The organism is Rathayibacter sp. CAU 1779 (assembly GCF_054551755.1).
Genome location: NZ_JBTOLK010000001.1, coordinates 1126493 through 1144047, shown reverse-complemented (window position 1 = coordinate 1144047; position 17555 = coordinate 1126493). Strand labels below are relative to the sequence as shown.

Sequence of the window (17555 nt, the reverse complement as noted above, 5' to 3'; positions counted from 1 at the left end):
GGGCAGAACCCGCGACAAGTCGTCGCGTCCTTGCAGAACCTCGGGCAGGCAGCGACGAACGCCGCCTTCTTGAGGACCGTTACCATACAGGGCCATCCGCCACGGCGTACATCGACGCAAGGGGTGCAGATCGCACCCGGCGGAACCGGCCCAACAGACTTACAAACCCATCCGCGCTTTTCGCGCGGTGTCCAGAGCCGACCGCACAAGTCTACAGGACCCACGCCTGGCAGCCCGCTGGCAGTGCGACCCAGCGGGACCGCGTCACGCGTGCCTGGGCATCCGCTCCGCCACGAGCGCCAACACAACGATCAGCACGACCGCTCCCAGCTGCACGATGACCGGCGCCGCGAGTCCGAGGAATCCGGTCGCGAGCACGAGCACGGCCGCGCCGACACGCCATGCGACGTGTCCGAGTCCGAGCGTGAGCCGGTACGCGACATCGCCAGCGAAGAACAACGCGACGCCTGCTGCGATGAACCACGTGAACGGAACCGGTGCGACGGCGAAGGCATCCACGAGCGCACCGTGCAGACCGGATGCCAGGTAGATGAGCCCCACGATCATCACCAGGTGGTCGACGTAGTAGGCGATGACCCCGATGGCGGCTCGACGCTGTGGCGAGGCATCCGCCATCACGCTCACTGCCCTCTCGTCGTCACCCGTGAAGTAGCACCACCACAGGGATGCCACGACGGCGACCGTCGTGATCGCGCCCACGATGGCGGCACCGAGTTCATGCCGCACCAGGCCCGCTCCGACCGAGACGATCGATTCGCCGAACACGATGATCATCACGGCGCCGTGCCGCTCGACGAAGTGCTCGGCGCCCAGTGCGAATCCGAAGTGTCGCGCGATGACGGCGGACACGGCGAAGAGCGCGAACGGCACGAGGAAGAACACCCAGTCGAGCGGGCCATCGACGAAACCCGACGCGATGAGGCTCAGCGCGGCCAGCAGATTCAGCGGCCCGATCCGGAGCATCGTGCGCACCGCGCTCGCCCCGCCCCGCCCGATGAAGAGCCCGGCGTGGATCACGACGACCACCGCGTAGCAGACCCCGAAGACCACTCCGAGCTCGCCCCAGGCATCCCCGATCGCCAGCGACATCACGAGGAACGCCGCCATCGCCGCGATGAGGAGCAATCGACTCAGCAGAGTCTGCTCTGCCGCCTGGTTCGTCAGCCAGGAGTAGGCGTCGTACATCCACCACACGACCCCGACCGTGATCGCGGCCTGCACGGCGACGACGACCGTCGGATGCTCCACGATGGCCTCCGCCACCTGGCTCACCGTGTAGACGAAGACCAGGTCGAACAGCAGCTCGAGCGTCGACACCCGCGATGCGATGCTCCCGGCCCGAACGAAGGCTCGTGGTCCCTGCGAGGCTGCCGTCACCGTCCCATTCTCGGATGCAGTGCTTCCTCACGGCGAACGTGGCTTACCCTCAGTGCAGTAATCACGCACTGCAGTGATTGACGCCGTGCAGTCCTACCCGTCTACCGCAGCCTCACCGTCCGCACCACTCGCTCTTCCCGCGCAACGCGAACGCAGCCGCCCGCCGAGAACCGAGTCACCCGTGCCCCGAGCACCACGTGCTGATCGCCGCCTGAATCCGCGTCGACGCCGCTGGATCATCCCGATCGCCGTCGCTGCCTCCGCTGCACTGGTCGTCGCGGGTGTCGCGCTCTCCGCGCCGCGTGCCCACAGCTCATCCGTGCGCGCCACGACGGCGGCTCAGGCGGACGCCGGAACCGCGCGGGACGCCGTGGCGTCACGCACTTCGGGCATCGGCTCGTTCGTCGCGCCCGGCGGCATCCGCACGACCCGCAACGTGCGGTACGCGTCGGCACCCGACGGCACGGCGCTCGACCTGGACGTCTGCTCGCCCGTGACCAGGGGAACGGATCGTCCGGCCATCCTCCTCATCCACGGCGGCGGATGGGCTCGCGGTGACAAGGGCACGACCGCATACCACGCGGTGTGCGAGTGGCTCGCCGCAGAAGGATTCGTCACGTTCTCGGCGGACTACACGCTCGGCGAACAGGGTCGCTTCCCAGTGGCGCCCGACGAACTGCGCAAGGCGATCGCCTGGATGCGGGTTCCGGTGACAGCGGTCACGTACGGTTTCGACCCGGCCCGCATCGGCCTCGTCGGCGGTTCGGCCGGCGGCAGCCTGGCGTCGCTGCTCGCCACGGAGGGATCGGGCCCGACGGATCGCGGCACGCGCGTCGCCGCCCTCGTCGACCTCTCCGGTCCGGTCGACCTCACCGCTCGCGGCCAGTCCCTCGGACATCCTGGAGCCGGCCTGCAGTCGCTCGAGCTCGCCTATCTCGGCTGCGCATCGTTCGTGAACTGCCAGCAGGCATCCGCCGCGTCCGCGATCACACACGTCGACTCGAGCGATCCGCCGGCATTCATCCAGGGCTCGGAGAACGACTTCGTGCCGCACGAGCAGGGTCAGGCGTTCGCGGCAGCCCTCCAGCGTGCCGGCGTACCGGCGACGGTGCGGGTCGTTCCGGGCAACCGGCACTCGATCGCCGAGCTGGACGCCTCCAGCCGTGCCGCAATCGCCGCGTTCCTGCACCGATACCTCGGGTGACCAGCACATTCGTCGCGCCCGGGTGCTCGAAGCGCCCGAGCGCCGGGCCGTGCGCATCACCCACCCCGACGCGAAACGCGCACGACACATGCCCGACCTAGCATGAACGCCATGTCCGCTAGCGCCTCGCCCATCACCATCGGCCTCGAGTCGCCCTACGCCGACGGCATCGGGGAGCTGCTGCGGCTCGGCACCGAGTACTCGCTCTCGCTGTATCCGCCCGAAGAGTGCTTCCTGCTCACGCCCGCCGAGCTCGACGAGCCTGGGGTGCACGTGTACGTCGCACGCGGCGAAGCCGGTGCTGCGCTGGCGATGGGCGCCCTCGTCGCACGGCACGACGAGGGAGAGCTGAAGCGGATGTTCGTGCATCCGGATGCCCGCCGCCTCGGGCTCGCCTCACGCATCCTGTCTCGCATCGAAGACGACGCACGGGCGCTGGGGCTCTCCCGGCTGGTGCTCGAGACCGGGCCCCGGCACGACGCGGCCCTCGCCCTGTACCGTCGGCACGGATACGTTCCGATCCCGCAGTTCGGCCACTACGTCGGATCCCCCTCGAGCGTCTGCTTCGCGAAGGACCTCGCGAGCGACTGACGCGACGAGCGGAATGCGTGTTCATCTCCCGGACGTGCACAACCCGAGACCCCAAAGTGCGCACCCCAGACCCCAGGGTGCACAAACCCGAACCCGAAAGTGCACAACCCCGGAGCCGAAGGTGCACGGCTCCGCTCCCGAAGGTGCACAACGCGGGAGCCGCTGGGTTCCCCCTATCGTGGAGGCGTGGCTCACAACGGCAATCCCGGCGTTCTGGCGTCGGTGCGTGATGACTTCCCTCGTTGGTATCAGGATGTGCTGGAGAAGGCACAGCTCGCCGACAACGGACCGGTGCGCGGCACCATGGTCATCCGACCGTATGCCTACTCGATCTGGGAGCGGATGCAGGCCGATGTCGACGCGCGCATCAAGCGCACGGGCGCCGAGAACGTGTACCTGCCGCTGTTCATCCCGCAGTCGTATCTCGAGCGCGAGGCCGAGCACGTCGAAGGCTTCAGTCCGGAACTCGCCGTCGTCACGCACGCCGGCGGCAAGGAACTGACCGAGCCGGTCGTCGTGCGGCCGACGAGCGAGACGGTGTTCGGCGAGCTGATGGCCAAGTGGGTGCAGTCCCACCGTGATCTGCCGATGCTGCTGAACCAGTGGTCGAACGTCGTGCGCTGGGAGTTGCGCCCTCGCCTGTTCCTGCGCACCACCGAGTTCCTCTGGCAGGAGGGGCACACCGCCCACGCGACCGCCGAGGATGCTGCTGCGTACGCGCGCCGCATCCATCTCGAGGTGTACCGCGACTTCCTGCAGGACACACTCGCGATTCCCGTGCTCGTCGGGGTGAAGAGTCCGCGCGAGCGCTTCGCAGGGGCGATCAACACCATGACCTGCGAGGCGATGATGGGCGACGGCAAAGCCCTGCAGATGGCAACCAGCCACGAGCTGGGCCAGAACTTCGCCCGCGCCTTCGACATCGGATACACGGATGCCGCAGGCACGGTGCAGACGTGCTGGACGACCTCATGGGGGTCGAGCACACGCATGATGGGCGGCCTGATCATGTCGCACGGCGACCAGGCCGGACTGCGGGTGCCTCCGCGCATCGCGCCGATCCAGGCGGTCGTCGTCGCCGTGAAGGACGACGAGCGCACCGTGGCTGCGGCATCCGCCATCGCCGATGAGCTCACGGATGCCGGCGTTCGGGTGCGTCTCGACGCACGCAGCACCCCCGGTTTCGGCCGTCGCATCGTCGAGTGGGAGCTCAAGGGCGTTCCCGTGCGTATCGAAGTCGGTCCCCGCGACCTGGACGCACAGCAGGCCACGATCGCGCGCCGCGACACACCGGGGAAGACGACGCTGCCACTCGATCGACTGAACACATCCGTTCCGGCGCTCCTCGACGCCATGCAGGCCGAGCTGTTCGCTCAAGCCGCCCAGCGACTCGAGGACAACACCGCCGATGTGGAAACGGTGACGGATGCGATCGCTGCTGCGGCCACGGGCTTCGCGCGGATTCCCTACGCGACGCTCGGAGAGAGCGGCGAAGACGAGCTCGCGGCGAACGCCATCACCGTCCGCTGCCTGCAGACCGCCGACGGCGGGCTGCCGAACGCCGACACCGCAGAGGAGCTCTTCGCGATCGTGGGCCGCAGCTACTGAGCGGGGTGCGGAACTGTCCCATCCGCCCGGGCCGACCTCAGCTCTGGAACACAGCCTCCGGTGCGTTCGCGACGGCGAGTTCGATCGACCGCACGAACCGCGGCGCCATCTCCGGCAGCGCATCCAGCGCATACCAGCGCACGTCCGTGTTCTCGTCGTCTCCGACGGCCGCTTCTCCCGACACATACCGGCAGCGGAATACGGTGTCGAGGTACTGCGCCCGATCCCCGTTCGCGTACTCGATCGGGTCGGTGACGGCGACCCACACCAGTCGTTCAGGGTCAACGACCACGCTCGCCTCTTCCAGCGCTTCGCGGCAAGCGGCAGCCGCCGGGTTCTCACCGGGATCGACGATCCCGGTGACCGGCGTCCACGCGCCGGTGTCCGCTCGACGCACGAGCAGCACCTCTTCCGCTCCCTCATCCCCTCGCAGGATGACCGCGGTCGTGCCGCTCAACCACAGCGGCATCGTGCCGACCTTGTCGCGCAGAGCGACGATGAATTCGGGAATCGGCATGCTTCGAGCGTAGGCCCGCAAGCACGGAGCAAGGCACAAGCCTCGCATCGGCCGACGCTCAGGCGGCTGGGTGTCGGGGCTCCGGATACGCACCTGTCGCCAGATCCTCGAGCAGACTCGGATGGCTGGGACGCCATCCGTAGCGCTCGCGGGTGAGCGCGCTGCTCGCTGGCTGGTCGACTCCGAAGATCGTGCCGAGGAACCCGAAGCTCTCCGTCGGAACCTGCTCGACGGGCGCGTCGAGTCTGCCTCCGATGACCTCCGCGATCGAGCGCATCGTGTCGCCCTCGTCCGCGACGGCGTGCAGCACGGCGCCGGGCACGGCATCCTCGAGCCCGACTCGGAAGAGGCGTGCTGCATCGAGGCGGTGCACGGCCGGCCAGCGTTGGCTGCCGTCGCCGACGTAGCCGGAGACGCCCGTGCGCTGCGCTGCGTCGATGAGCATGGAGGCGAATCCATATGCGATTCCAGCCTGGTGCACCGAGCGCGGGAGTCGGACGAACACGCTTCGCACGTCGGAATCGACCAGGTCGGCGACATACCGGGCGGTTCCCCCGCGACCAGCCACCGGTCCGTCCAGCAGCGTCGGATCGGCCTCCGTCGCAGTGCGACCTGCGACGGCAGGCGTGCCGGAGGCGACGACGAGCGGCCTGCCGGTGCCGACGAGGGCTGCGCCGATCGCCTCGACGGCGATGCGCTCTTCCTCCGCACCCTGTGCGAAGTTCGCGAAGTCGTTGCTGAAGGCGAGGTGGATGACGCCGTCCGCGTTCTCGGCGGTCGCGCGAAGCACGTCGACGGCCGTCAGGTCCCCACGTACAGCAGATGCCCCGAGCCCGACGAGCCGCTGCTCGGAGACGTCGGAGCGGGCGAGACCGATCACCTCATGGCCGGCAGTGAGCAGCTCGGGAACGACGGCGGAACCGATTCCGCCGGTGGCACCGGTGACGAACACACGCATGATGAACTCCTCCGAGAAGTGATGCGACCCTTGTCCCATCACAATAGCACTGATGGGACAAAAGTCCCATCAGTAGAATGAGGACATGCCACGATGGGAGCCCGACGGCCGAGAACGTCTTATCGCCGCCGCCCTTGAGCTCTTCACCGAACGCGGATACGACGGCACAACGGTGGTCGACATCGCAGAGCGGGCCGGGCTGACCAAGAGCACCTTCTTCCGCTACTTTCCGGACAAGAAGGATGTCTTCGCGGCCGGCCAGGAGACTCTCTCCCGCCTTCTGGTCGATGGGATCTCTGCGGCGCCCGCGGACGCCTCACCCCTCGACGTCGTGCGCTCCGGTCTGGAAAGCGCCGCCGGCATGATGACCTCGGTGCAACGCCGGTTCGGACCGCAGTTGCGTGCCGTCATCGCTTCCAGCACAGAGCTGCAGGCTCGGGATCGCCTCAAGCAGCAGGGCCTCGCCGAGAACGTCGCGGATGCGCTTCGCGCGCGAGGAGTCGCTGCCACCACGGCGGCTCTGGCGGCGGACATCGGCATGCTCGCCTTCGGAATCGCTTACGCCGCCTGGATCGTGCCGGACAACCGCCGTGAGTTCACGGACCTCGTCGGCACCGCTCTCGACGACCTCCGCGCCGCATTGCCCGACCTCGGCTAGGGCGCATCGGACAATTCGTGGCTGGGCGAGCCCGACACGCCGCCACCGCTCGTCAGACCGGAGCAGGCTCCGGCTCGGTCGGCGCCTGCGGAGCGCCGTCCGACGGCGTCGGCTCACTATCGCCCGAACCGGTTCCGCCCGGACCCGAGCCACCGGAACCTGATCCATCCCCTCCCGTGTCGCCCGTCGCCGATCCACCGCCGCGCCTGGCCTCCCGGCGGGCACGACGCCGGTCGCGGGCGCCCTCCACGAGGTTGTACAGCGTGGGCAGCACGATGAGCGTGAGCAGCGTGGACGAGATGAGCCCTCCGATCACGATGATCGCCAGCGGCTGCGAGATGAATCCGCCGTGACCGGTGACGCCGAGCGCCATCGGCAGCAGCGCGAAGATCGTCGCGAGAGCCGTCATGAGGATCGGCCGCAGCCTGCGAGATGCGCCGTGCCGCACGGCATCCGGCACCGACAGCCCCTTCGTGCGGTACTGGTTCACCAGGTCGATGAGCACGATGGCGTTCGTCACCACGATGCCGATCAGCATGAGCATTCCGATGAGGGATGCGACTCCCAGCGGCACACCGGAGATGAGCTGCAGGCCGATGGCGCCGGTGGCGGCGAACGGGATCGAGACGAGCAGCAGCAACGGCTGACGCAGGGACTTGAAGGTCGCCACCATCACCACATAGACGATCAGGATGGCCGCCAGCATCGCGAGCCCCAGCTGAGCGAACGCCGTGCCCTGGTTCGACGTGACGCCGCCGATCGTCGCGGATGCCCCGCTCGGCAGGTCCGCCTTCGTGAGCGCCTCCGACACCTGCGTGTTCGCGGCGCTGAGGTCGTCGCCGACCGGATTCGCCGTCACCGTCGCGCTCTGCAGGCCCTTCTGCGTCGTGACCGTCGCCGGTCCCTTCGCGTCGTGCACGTCGGCCAGGGTCGACAGCGGCTGCGGACCGCGCAGCGTCTGGATCTGCAGGTTCTTCAGCTCGTCCACCGTCATCGGCTGGTTCTTGTCGGCGATGTAGATCGTGAGCGACGTGTTGTCGATCGACACGGTTCCCACCTGCGTCGGCTGCATGGCCGCCGACACCTGCGATCCGACGGCGACCTCGCTGAGGCCGTACTGGGCGGCCGTCGTGCGGTCGACGCTCACCGCGATGTACGGCAGCGTCGAGGCGAGGTTGCTCGACACCTGGTTCACCGAGCTCAGCTTGTCGAGCTGGCCGACCACGGAGTCCGTCGCCGTCTTCAGGTCCTCCTGGTTCGAGGCGGTGATGTCCACCTCGATGCTGCTGGATCCGCCGAATCCCGCGTTCGACGACACCGCGAGGTCGCCGGGCACATCCAGGCTCTTCAGCGTGTTCTGCACGGTGGTCTGCAGCGCATCCTGGTCGGCGTCCGGATCCGTCGTGATGGAGAAGGTGGCGCTGTTCGCGCCCCCGCCGCCGAAGGCATCCGCCAACGCGCTGCCTGACGTGCCGATGGAGAGCTGCACGGTGTCGATGCCGTCGATGGTCAGAAGCTTCTTCTCGACGACGGTGGCCGCGTCATCCTCCGCCTGCAGGCTCGTGCCTGGGTCGAAGGTCTGGGTCACCGAGAGGGTGTTCTGGCCGCTGGATCCCAGGAAGTTGGTCTTCATGAGCGGCGCGAGCGCCAGCGTCCCGCCCAGCACGAGCACGGCGACGATGATCGTCACCGCCGAGTGCTTCAGCGTGAAGTTGATGATCGGCAGGTAGCCGCGCTGCAGGCGGGACGGATGCTCGAGCTCGTCGTGTCCGCTGGCCACGGCATCCGCGATCGACATGTGACTCGCCGCGTCGTCCGCCGCGAACTCCGCCTGCCTGGCCGCCTCCGCCTCTGATGCGACGACTCCGCTCTTCGACGCCGCCTTGGCGGCCCGCGTGGCGGCTCTGCGCTCGTCCTTCGCGGCCTGCTTGGCGGCACGCTTGGCGAGCTTCTCCGGCTTCGGCGGACGGATGAACCAGTACGCGAGCACCGGAACGATGGTGAGCGCCACGAGCAGCGATGAGAGAAGAGCGATGGTCACGGTGACGGCGAACGGCCGGAAGAGCTCGCCGGTCACGTCGCCGACGAACGCGATCGGCAGGAACACCGCAACGGTGGTGATGGTCGACGCCGTGACCGCGCCCGCCACCTCGCGCACCGCGGAGACGATGCTCTTGGCGCGATCGACTCCCGCGACCATGTGCCGCTTGATGTTCTCGATCACGACGATGGAGTCGTCCACCACGCGTCCGATCGCGATGGTCAGACCGCCGAGCGTGATGATGTTCAGCGTGTAGCCGCTGGCCCACATGCCGATGAACGTGATGAGCACGGACGTCGGGATGGAGATGGCCGTGACGAGCGTCGACCTGATCGACAACAGGAAGATCAGGATGATGATCACGGCGAACAACAGGCCGAGAAGCCCTTCCTCCGCCAGCGAGTTGATCGACTGCTCGATGAACGGCGCCTGATCGAACACCGAGGTGAACGTCGCGTTGTGCCCAAGGGACTTCTCGAAGCTCGACGTCTGCTTCTTCACCTCGTTGGACACCTGCACCGTGTTGGCCGTCGGTGTCTTCGTGACAGCGATGGTGAGCGCGGGCTTGCCGTTGACGCGCGAGATCGAGGAGGTGGGGTCGTCCGTGATGCCCACCGTCGCGACATCCCCGATGGTGTGCACGTCGGGTGTCTGCGCTGCCTGTGCGGCGGCCGCTGCCGCGGCGCTCTCCGAAGCGGATGCCGATCCCCCCGACGATTCCGTCGCGCTCGATTCCGAGGCGGCCGAGCCCGAGCTCGATGCGGATCCGGATGCCGAGGCCGAGCCCGACGACACGAGCGGGAGCGAGGCGATCTGGTCCACCGCCGTGATCGTGGACCCGGCCTGCACGTTGAGCGTCTTGCCGTCGGCGGTGATGGATCCGGCCCCGACCAGCACGCCGTTCTGCTGCAGCGCGGTCGTGATGGACTGCGTGGTCACGCCATCCGCTGCCATCTTCGCGGGATCCGGCGTGATGGTGACGCGCTGCCCGACGGCACCGATCAGCTGAGCGGATGCGACGCCGTCCATCTTCGTGATGTCGGGCAGCACGAGGCGGTTGAGGTCGGCAGCGAGCTGCTTCTCGCTCTCGTCGCTCGTGACGGCGAGCTCGATGATCGGCAGGTCGGAAATGGATCCGGCGAAGACCTGCGGCTTCACGTTCGACGGCAACCGGCCCGAGATGTTGCCGATGGCCTGGTTGATCTTCTGCTCGGCCGTGTCGAGGTCGGATCCGTAGTTGAACTTCGCCGTGATCAGCGACTGGTTCGTGCTGCTCACCGCGGACGTGCTGTCGAGGTTCGGCACGTTCTGGATCGCCGACTCGATCGGCGTGCTCACGTCGTTCTCGACCACCTGCGGCGAAGCGCCAGGGTACGTGGTCACGATGACCAGCTCCGGGAAGTCGATCGACGGCGTCAACTCCTGCTTGAGGTTGGTGAGCGCGATGCCGCCGAAGACGGCGACCACGATCGTGACGAGCGCTATGAGAGCACGGTTCTTCATGCTCAGAACGGCAAGGGAGTGCACGTGCGAATCCTTAGAAGAGTGAGATGACGCGATCTGCAGGACGCCGGCATCCCCGCCGACCGGGCGATTATCGCACCCGCGGCTGGACGGTTGATTCCTGTCAACTACCTGCGGACGCAATGGGCTGCGCTTGAGCACAGCGAATCCCGCGTGTCAGGCTTCACCGGGGAGAGGAGTCGCCGATGACGGATGACGACTGGATGCCGCACGATGGCACGCCCGCGCCGGCGCACCCTGCCTCCGGCGACGAACACCCCCGACGCCGGCACAGCATCGCGCGACACGGACGCTTGCGGCGGCATCCGTTGTCCACTGCCGCCAAGGTCGTCGCCTCGGTCGCGGCAGTCGCCCTGGTCAGCACTCTCGGCATCGTGGGCGTTGCGGCGGCGAACCTCGTGAGCGACGCGCCGCCGCCCGTACATCTGGTCGGCCAGACCGCCGGACCCATCCCGGACATCGGCGCGCTGCAGGGCGGTATGAACATCGTGATCGCCGCGACCGACTCGCGCACGGACCAGGGCGGCGATTACGGAACGCTCGACGACAGCTCGGGCGTGGGCAACAACGACGTGACGATGCTGCTGCACCTCTCGCAGGATCACACGCACGCCGAGGTGATCAGCTTTCCGCGCGACCTGATGATCGACTTCCCCAAGTGTCCGGATGGCCACGGCGGATGGAACAGTCCGATCGACTACACGCCGCTCAACTACTCGCTGGCCGACGGCGGCCTTCCGTGCACCGTCGAGGTCATCAAGAGCCTCACCGGGCTGGACGTGCAGGCCGCGGGTCTCATCAAGTTCCTCGGCGTCGTGGCCATGTCGAACGCCGTCGGCGGAGTCACCGTCTGCATCGGCGGGGACGGCATCGACGATCCGAAGACGAACCTCAAGCTGCCTCCCGGCAACGTGACCCTGCAAGGCGAACAAGCCGCAGAGTTCCTCCGCACTCGCCACGGCGTCCAGGGTGCGAGCGACCTGTCCCGCATCAGCAACCAGCAGGTCTTCCTCTCGTCGCTCGTGCGCACGATCCTCGGCGGGAACACGCTCTCCAATCCGGTGAAGCTGTGGGGTCTTGCGAAGGCGGCGGCGTCGAACATCCAGTTCACCGACAACCTGAACAACGCGACCTCGCTGTACCAGCTCGCGCTCGCTGTGAAGGGCCTCGACTTCAGCAAGATCACGTTCGTGCAGTATCCGGTGCTGACCGACCCGGAGAACGATCAGAAGGTGGTCCCCGACGAGGACTCCGCGAAGACCCTCACCGACGCGATCGCCGCCGATCAGCCGCTGAGCCTGATCGCCGGCACGGGCCAGGGCTCGGTCGCCGCGACCGACCAGCCCGCGGCATCCGATGCGGGCAGCACGCCGTCCACGGGCTCCGCGTCCCCTGCACCCGCTTCGACCCCCGCCGAGCTGAGCGACAACGTGTTCGGCCAGACGGCCGCGACCACCACGTGTTCCAACGGAAGCGGCGAAGACGGCGAGTACTAGCTCGCCTTGCTGAACCCGTTCATTTGTTGCGTGGGACAGTGTGGTGCGGCAACGCGATGCGCTCAGACAAGGCCGCTCGCAACTGCCATGCCGGACTCTGCCTCGCCGTCACCCTCCACTGGCTCGCCAGCAGCCAACAGCACGACGACCTGGTTACGCGACGTAAGGCGCTTCGCTCAGAGGTACGGCGTGAGGTTCGTCAGCACCACTCGGTAGCCGTCCGGGTTGAGGTGTGCGCCGTCGAAGGTCAATTCCTTCTTCAGATTGCCCCGTTCGTCGGCCAAGCCCGCGTTCACGTCGATGAAGCGGAATCCGAACTCCCGCGCGATCGCCTCGATCTTGTCCGATGCGGCCTGGAACGCTGCGTTGGAGCGCGTCGCGAAGAGTGTCTTCTCGTCCTCGTCGTTCTGGAAGTCCACCGTGTTGATCGGGTAGTACCTCAGTGCGTAGGTTTCGCAGTCGGGCAGCCGTTCGGCGATCTGGCGGAAGATCTCACGTTCATTCGCCAGGAATTCTTCTTCCGGCACACTGAACCCGATGTCATTCGTGCCGATGTTGATGAAGAGCTTCGACGGCTCCAGATCGAAGATCTGCGTGTCGATGTGCTCCAGCAGGAATGCAGTGGTCGTGGCTCGGACAGCCCGGTTGTAGATGTATGTGTCAAAGGCGACTTCGCCGCTTTCCTCCCATTCCTCGATGGGGAAGATCTCCATGAGGCTGGAGCCGACGAAGACGGTCTGCCCATGCTTCGCCGTCCGGTTCGCCGCAGCGTAATTGTCGATCAGTGATGCCTGAAACGCCTCTAGCTGAGGGTTCAGTGTCAGCGATTTCGTTTCCCTCGACATAATGCTCCCTCTCCTTGCCCACCACGAAGAGCGGCGATACTGCCCACGCTGTGATTCTCGCACCGGAGCATACGTCGGCAAGGTCGCACGGCGAGACTCGTCTCCGGGACTCGCCGTGGAACATCCGAAATTGGCTTGGCAGCACACCCTAGGTGTGAGGTCCACGGAGGCCGCGGATACTGCGGCGGGGCACCGGGTATCGGCAGATCTCTCCGGGGATGTGCTCGGCCCGCACGATGAGGTCGGCGGTCTCCCGCGCGAGACGGTGGCTTTGCTGTTCGGTCAGTGGTTTTGTGCCGTGTGCTGATTGGGCGTGGCCTTCGGCAGCGAGGAGCACGACGAATTGGCAGCTCCAAGGCGCCGACGCATGACGCGCCGTAACGTCCCATGGCCGAATCAGGGGCCACTGCCCATGAAGCAGATCGAGGAGATGCGACGCGAGCCGACTCAGACGACAGCCGCGAGCATCCCCGCTTCGGGGAGCGGATGCCGCGCCGCGGCCGGCCACGCCCGCTGCAGCGCCGAGACCGCGCGCTCCACATCCCTCTCGGAGTACGTGATCGGGATGCGCAGGAACCGCTCGAACGCGCCGTCCACGCCGAAGCGCGGCCCAGCCGTCACGAGCAGTCCCTCGCTGCGCGCTGCCAGGGCGAGCTGGGAGCTGACCGGCGCGCCGATGTTGACCCACAAGGCGAGCCCGCCATGCACGTGCGGCACGACCCAGTCCGGGAACGCCTCGGCGATGACGCGTTCCGCCGCGTCGCGGCCGACTCGGAGCGCTGCCCGTCGTTCGGCGAGCACCCGGCCGTAGTCCTCGAACAGCGCAGCGACGACGAGCTGATCGAGCACGGGCGTTCCGAGGTCCATGTTGACGCGAACGGCGTGCAGCCGACGGATGACGGTCCGTTCCGCGCGCACCCAGCCCACCCGGAGCCCGCCCCACATGGTCTTGCTGGCCGAGCCGATCATGATCACCTGCGCTCCGCCGGCGGCCGCCGCGAGCGGCGGGAGGGTGTGCGGCCGATCGATGTCGAGCTCGCCCGGCGTCTCGTCGGCGACCACGACCGTCCCCTGCGCAGCGGCCGCGTCGAGGATCCGACGGCGCACGGATGCCGACATCGAGCGTCCGGTCGGGTTCTGGAAGTCCGGCATGACGTAGGCGACGGCGGGTGAGGTGCGGCGCACCACGGACTCGAACGCGTCCACGTCCCATCCATCGCGCGAGTCCACGGAGACCGGGGCTGACACGAGACGTGCGCCTGCCGCGGCGAGCGCGTCGTACGCGTGCGGATACGTCGGCACCTCGATCAGCACCCGGTCGCCCCGGCTCACCAGCGTCCGCCCGATGAGCGTGATCGCCTGCTGCGCGCCGACGGTGACGAGCACCTCGTCCGGATCCGTCGGCAGTCCGCGCTCGGTGTACCGGCGGGCGATCGCGGCCCGCAGCCCCGGCTGACCCACGGTGTCGTAGCCGCTGTCGGCGAGCAGCGGCGTGAGCGATTCGGATGCGCGGCGCACGGCATCCGCCATCGTCGACGGCGCAGGGAGCGCGGCCTTGGTGAAGTCGAGCAGGCCACTGGGAGGCGTCGGCGAAGCAGGTGCCGTGCCGGGGATGGCCGTCCTCGTGCCCGAGCCCTGTCGGCTGACGGCGAAGCCCTGATCACGCAGCCGCTGGTACGCGGCCGTCACCGTGGTGCGGCTGACATCGAGCTGCGCGGCGAGCTCGCGCTCCGCAGGCAGGCGCACGCCGGAGAGCAGGCGTCCGTCGATGACGAGCAAGCGGATGCGATCGGCCAGCGCCTCGTACGACGGCCCGGCATCGCGCCACTGGCCGAGCAGGTCGAGAAGGGAGCGGGAGCTGATCGACGTGGCGGCCATCAGGCCACTTTAACTGAATTGGCTATTCATGAGAAGGCCAATCCTAGAATTGGATATCTACATGCAGCCAATCGAGCTCCCCGCGCCACCCGTGGACGATCGGCCCCGGAGTGCACGTCCTCTCGGCGTTCAGGCGCTGACGGGCTTCCGCACGCAGAGCCTTCGAACGTTCGCGAATGCTCGAGCCCTTGGTGCGAGAGCGCTGCATGTCCGGCCGCTGAGCGTGCGCCCCGCGACGCGGGCTCGCCGGATGACACAGCTGCTGATCGGACTCTTCCTCTACGGATTCGCGATGGCGACCATGATGCAGGCCACCATCGGCATCGAGCCGTGGGATGTCCTCGCTCAGGGCATCACGCTGCACACCGGCATCCCGTTCGGTCTTGTGACCAACCTCGTTGGCGCAATCGTCCTGCTGTTGTGGATCCCGCTGCGCCAGCGTCCGGGACTCGGCACCGTGCTCAACGTGCTGCTGATCGGACCGGCGGCGCAGTTCGGACTGTGGGTCATCCCGCAACCGAACGAGCTGTGGGTGCGCATCCTGCAGTTCGCGGGGGGCCTGCTGCTCATCGCCGTGGCATCCGGTCTCTATATCGGAGCCCAATATGGACCCGGCCCGCGGGATGGCCTGATGACCGGCCTGCACGCCCGCACCGGACGGCCCATCTGGCTCGTGCGGTCGGGCATCGAGGCCGGCGTGCTGCTGGTCGGCTGGCTGCTCGGCGGCAACGTCGGATGGGGCACCCTGGCGTTCGCGCTCTGCATCGGCCCACTCGTACACGTCACGATCCCGCTGTTCGCCCTGCGGATCCCGGATGCCGCACCAGTCTCACCCGACGACGCCCGCCTCATCGAGTCCGACGCAGCATCCCGCAGCCGCTCGCGCCCCCCGGAGCCCTGGGCCCTCGGCCCCCGGCGCTGACCCGGCCCCGCCACCCCGGCGCCACACCGCCCCCGCCCGAAAGTGCCCCTTCCGCCTCACGAGAGTGCCCGTTTCGCCGCCCGAAAGTGCCCCTTCCGCCTCACGAAAGTGCTACAGCACCCGGTCCGCGTAGGCGCGGAACGCGTCTCGCACGTAGGCCGCACCCTCTGCGCCGCCGTAGTTCGCGGCGAACCGCTCGTCGGCGACGTACATGTCGCCGTATCCGAGCAGCACGTCACGATTGACGGTCACTCCGGTCGCCGGCGCCGAGAGGTTCAACCAGTCCACATGACGCTGCACGATCTGCTGCACGCGGTCGTCAGCCGGGTCCACGCCGTCCGCTCTGGCCGATGCGTAGTCGGCCGAGATGTCGAGATGCTGCTGCTGGAACGCCCGCTTCTCGGTCTCGCTCTTCGAGCGCCACCATGCGTCGCTCTTTGCATATGACTGCTTACCCCAGCGCTCCTCGACCTCCTCCTTGTACTGCGTGTGATCGAATCCGTCGAACGCGTTCTCGGCCATGATCGCCTCTCCCTTCTGCAGAGCGTCGATGGTGGATGCCACGGATGCCGCCTGCCGCGCAAGCCGTTCCTGCTCGCTCTTCAGCCAGTGCAGGTGGTGCCGGAGCGCGACGGTCTCGTCCCGTTCGCGGTCGAGCACTGCCGCGATATCCGCGAGCCCGAGCCCGAGATCGCGCAGGAGCAGGATCCGCTGCAGCCGCACGAACGCACGTTCGTCGTAGTAGCGGTATCCGTTCGCGCCGATGCGGCTCGGCTTCAGCAGCCCGATGTCGTCGTAGTGACGCAGCGTGCGGCTGGTGGTGCCGACGAGCCTGGCGAGGTCCTGGATGGAGCGCTCGACGGACGGTGCGGCATCCGTGTCATCCTTCATGTCTTCGACGCTAGAGGTTGACGTTGCGTCAATGTCAACCTCATGGTTCGAGTGGATGTCACTCGGAAGCCCGAGCGGACGTCACGCCGATGCCGCCGTCCGGAACACCGGCCACCACACCTCGGTGCGCCAGGCATCGGCGTCGGGCGTCTGCAGCCGCGAGACGAGGAAGTCCTCCCGGATCGCACCGGCCACCCCGATCGCGCGCGACGCGACGAACGCGCCCGCCTCCGCGTACGCCGTGTCGAGATCGTCATGCGTTCCGGTGTGCAGCAGCACGGCCCACTCGCCGCCCGGGACTTCGTACCAATCGGCTCGTCCGGGCACCGTGCTGGGCAAGGTGCCGGCCGCCACGCCGTCACCGGCGCCAGGTGCCGTGGGCCGTTCGAACGGCACGAACGCCACGAGCTCACCGGAGTCCTTCTCGAAGACGTCCTCGAAGAAGAGCGCGCCGGGAACTCCGGGCTCGCCGAGCTCCAGTTCCTGCCCCGTGGCGAGGATCTCGGTGACGGCACCGGCGACGAAGGCGAGCGCATCCCCGAGGGACGCCCTCGTGCCGATCGCCAGTGCCGGCGTCGGCACCGAGAACCGGAACTCGATCTCGCGTCCGCCCCGCTTCACCGGCTGGAGCAGCGAGCGGAGGGATGCCACAGCCGACCGCGTCTGCGCCAGCTGCTGCTCCATCCGCGAGAGGTGGTCGGCGATCGCGGCGTTCCTCGACTCGACGTCCGGTGCCGAGACCACCTCGCGCACCGCGTCGATCGGCATGTCGAGGTCGCGGAGGCGCCGCACCACCTGCGCGACGGGCACCTGCTCTGTGCTGTACCTGCGGTATCCGCTGTCCGGATCGATGTCCGCAGGCGCCAGCACGCCCACGTCGTGGTAGTACCGCAGGGCCTTCACCGTGAGGTGCGTCATGCGGGAGAAGTCGCCGATGGAGACGAGACTGTGCGCCACGTCGACGATCCTCGCATCCGGATGCCGCGGCTGGAGTGACGCGGGGAGGACCGACCCCCGCCGCACG

At 67.8% G+C, this 17555-nt stretch carries 14 protein-coding genes; 6 read left to right on the top strand and 8 right to left on the bottom strand.

All coding sequences use genetic code 11. The annotated features are described in order from the left end of the window. Positions 1-264: 264 nt before the first annotated feature. A complete protein-coding gene (locus ACX9R5_RS05240) occupies positions 265-1398 on the bottom strand; it encodes a low temperature requirement protein A (RefSeq protein WP_459407943.1) in 1134 nt (377 codons plus the stop codon). Between the two features lie 181 nt (positions 1399-1579). Between ACX9R5_RS05240 and ACX9R5_RS05235 the strand changes: the two genes are divergently transcribed. The 3 genes from ACX9R5_RS05235 to proS all read left to right on the top strand — a co-directional run bounded on the left by ACX9R5_RS05235 (position 1580) and on the right by proS (position 4801). Beyond that, entirely contained in the window at positions 1580-2602 is a 1023-nt protein-coding gene (locus tag ACX9R5_RS05235) for an alpha/beta hydrolase (protein ID WP_459407942.1), read from the top strand. A gap of 111 nt (positions 2603-2713) precedes the next feature. Then, positions 2714-3193 carry a GNAT family N-acetyltransferase gene (locus ACX9R5_RS05230; RefSeq protein WP_459407941.1) on the top strand — a complete coding sequence of 160 codons (480 nt, stop codon included), beginning with the start codon at positions 2714-2716 and terminating at the stop codon, positions 3191-3193. A gap of 186 nt (positions 3194-3379) precedes the next feature. Beyond that, a complete protein-coding gene (proS, locus tag ACX9R5_RS05225; protein WP_459407940.1) occupies positions 3380-4801 on the top strand; it encodes a proline--tRNA ligase in 1422 nt (473 codons plus the stop codon). A gap of 37 nt (positions 4802-4838) precedes the next feature. Here proS and ACX9R5_RS05220 read toward each other — a convergent pair whose 3' ends face one another. Then, entirely contained in the window at positions 4839-5318 is a 480-nt protein-coding gene (locus tag ACX9R5_RS05220; protein ID WP_459407939.1) for an NUDIX hydrolase, read from the bottom strand. 58 nt (positions 5319-5376) lie between these two features. Beyond that, positions 5377-6276 (bottom strand): SDR family oxidoreductase, encoded by a 900-nt coding sequence (locus tag ACX9R5_RS05215; protein ID WP_459407938.1) that lies wholly within the window; start codon positions 6274-6276, stop codon positions 5377-5379. An 85-nt stretch (positions 6277-6361) separates the two neighbouring features. Here ACX9R5_RS05215 and ACX9R5_RS05210 point away from each other — a divergent pair, with 85 nt between their 5' ends. Then, complete coding sequence (locus tag ACX9R5_RS05210; RefSeq protein WP_459407937.1) at positions 6362-6934, top strand: TetR/AcrR family transcriptional regulator; 573 nt, start codon at positions 6362-6364, stop codon at positions 6932-6934. A 52-nt stretch (positions 6935-6986) separates the two neighbouring features. Here the strand turns inward: ACX9R5_RS05210 and ACX9R5_RS05205 are convergent, their stop codons facing one another. After that, positions 6987-10502 carry an efflux RND transporter permease subunit gene (locus ACX9R5_RS05205; protein ID WP_459407936.1) on the bottom strand — a complete coding sequence of 1172 codons (3516 nt, stop codon included), beginning with the start codon at positions 10500-10502 and terminating at the stop codon, positions 6987-6989. Between the two features lie 182 nt (positions 10503-10684). Between ACX9R5_RS05205 and ACX9R5_RS05200 the strand changes: the two genes are divergently transcribed. Further along, on the top strand, positions 10685-11995 hold the full coding sequence (locus ACX9R5_RS05200) for an LCP family protein (RefSeq protein WP_459407935.1): 1311 nt from the start codon (positions 10685-10687) through the stop codon (positions 11993-11995). A gap of 176 nt (positions 11996-12171) precedes the next feature. On the opposite strand, the gene ACX9R5_RS05195 is transcribed toward ACX9R5_RS05200, so the two are convergent. Further along, entirely contained in the window at positions 12172-12903 is a 732-nt protein-coding gene (locus ACX9R5_RS05195; protein WP_459407934.1) for an SGNH/GDSL hydrolase family protein, read from the bottom strand. A gap of 384 nt (positions 12904-13287) precedes the next feature. Continuing rightward, positions 13288-14718: a MocR-like transcription factor YczR gene (yczR, locus tag ACX9R5_RS05190; RefSeq protein ID WP_459407933.1), complete on the bottom strand. Its 1431-nt coding sequence runs from the start codon at positions 14716-14718 to the stop codon at positions 13288-13290. Between the two features lie 250 nt (positions 14719-14968). Between yczR and yczE the strand changes: the two genes are divergently transcribed. Then, positions 14969-15640, top strand: a complete 672-nt coding sequence (gene yczE, locus ACX9R5_RS05185; RefSeq protein WP_459407932.1) for a membrane protein YczE — start codon at positions 14969-14971, stop codon at positions 15638-15640. A 111-nt stretch (positions 15641-15751) separates the two neighbouring features. Here yczE and ACX9R5_RS05180 read toward each other — a convergent pair whose 3' ends face one another. Both ACX9R5_RS05180 and ACX9R5_RS05175 read right to left on the bottom strand, forming a co-directional pair. Then, positions 15752-16531 (bottom strand): MerR family transcriptional regulator, encoded by a 780-nt coding sequence (locus ACX9R5_RS05180; RefSeq protein ID WP_459407931.1) that lies wholly within the window; start codon positions 16529-16531, stop codon positions 15752-15754. A gap of 81 nt (positions 16532-16612) precedes the next feature. Further along, positions 16613-17488 (bottom strand): MerR family transcriptional regulator, encoded by an 876-nt coding sequence (locus tag ACX9R5_RS05175; protein WP_459407930.1) that lies wholly within the window; start codon positions 17486-17488, stop codon positions 16613-16615. Positions 17489-17555: the final 67 nt, after the last annotated feature.

What these genes read in the sequence shown, in the direction of transcription:
- yczE (WP_459407932.1), top strand. Translation starts at nt 14,969, where the DNA reads ATGACACAGCTGCTGATCGGACTCTTCCTCTACGGATTCGCGATGGCG.
- ACX9R5_RS05180 (WP_459407931.1), bottom strand. Translation starts at nt 16,531, where the DNA reads ATGAAGGATGACACGGATGCCGCACCGTCCGTCGAGCGCTCCATCCAG.
- ACX9R5_RS05200 (WP_459407935.1), top strand. Translation starts at nt 10,685, where the DNA reads ATGACGGATGACGACTGGATGCCGCACGATGGCACGCCCGCGCCGGCG.
- ACX9R5_RS05210 (WP_459407937.1), top strand. Translation starts at nt 6,362, where the DNA reads ATGCCACGATGGGAGCCCGACGGCCGAGAACGTCTTATCGCCGCCGCC.
- ACX9R5_RS05220 (WP_459407939.1), bottom strand. Translation starts at nt 5,318, where the DNA reads ATGCCGATTCCCGAATTCATCGTCGCTCTGCGCGACAAGGTCGGCACG.
- ACX9R5_RS05215 (WP_459407938.1), bottom strand. Translation starts at nt 6,276, where the DNA reads ATGCGTGTGTTCGTCACCGGTGCCACCGGCGGAATCGGTTCCGCCGTC.
- ACX9R5_RS05230 (WP_459407941.1), top strand. Translation starts at nt 2,714, where the DNA reads ATGTCCGCTAGCGCCTCGCCCATCACCATCGGCCTCGAGTCGCCCTAC.
- yczR (WP_459407933.1), bottom strand. Translation starts at nt 14,718, where the DNA reads ATGGCCGCCACGTCGATCAGCTCCCGCTCCCTTCTCGACCTGCTCGGC.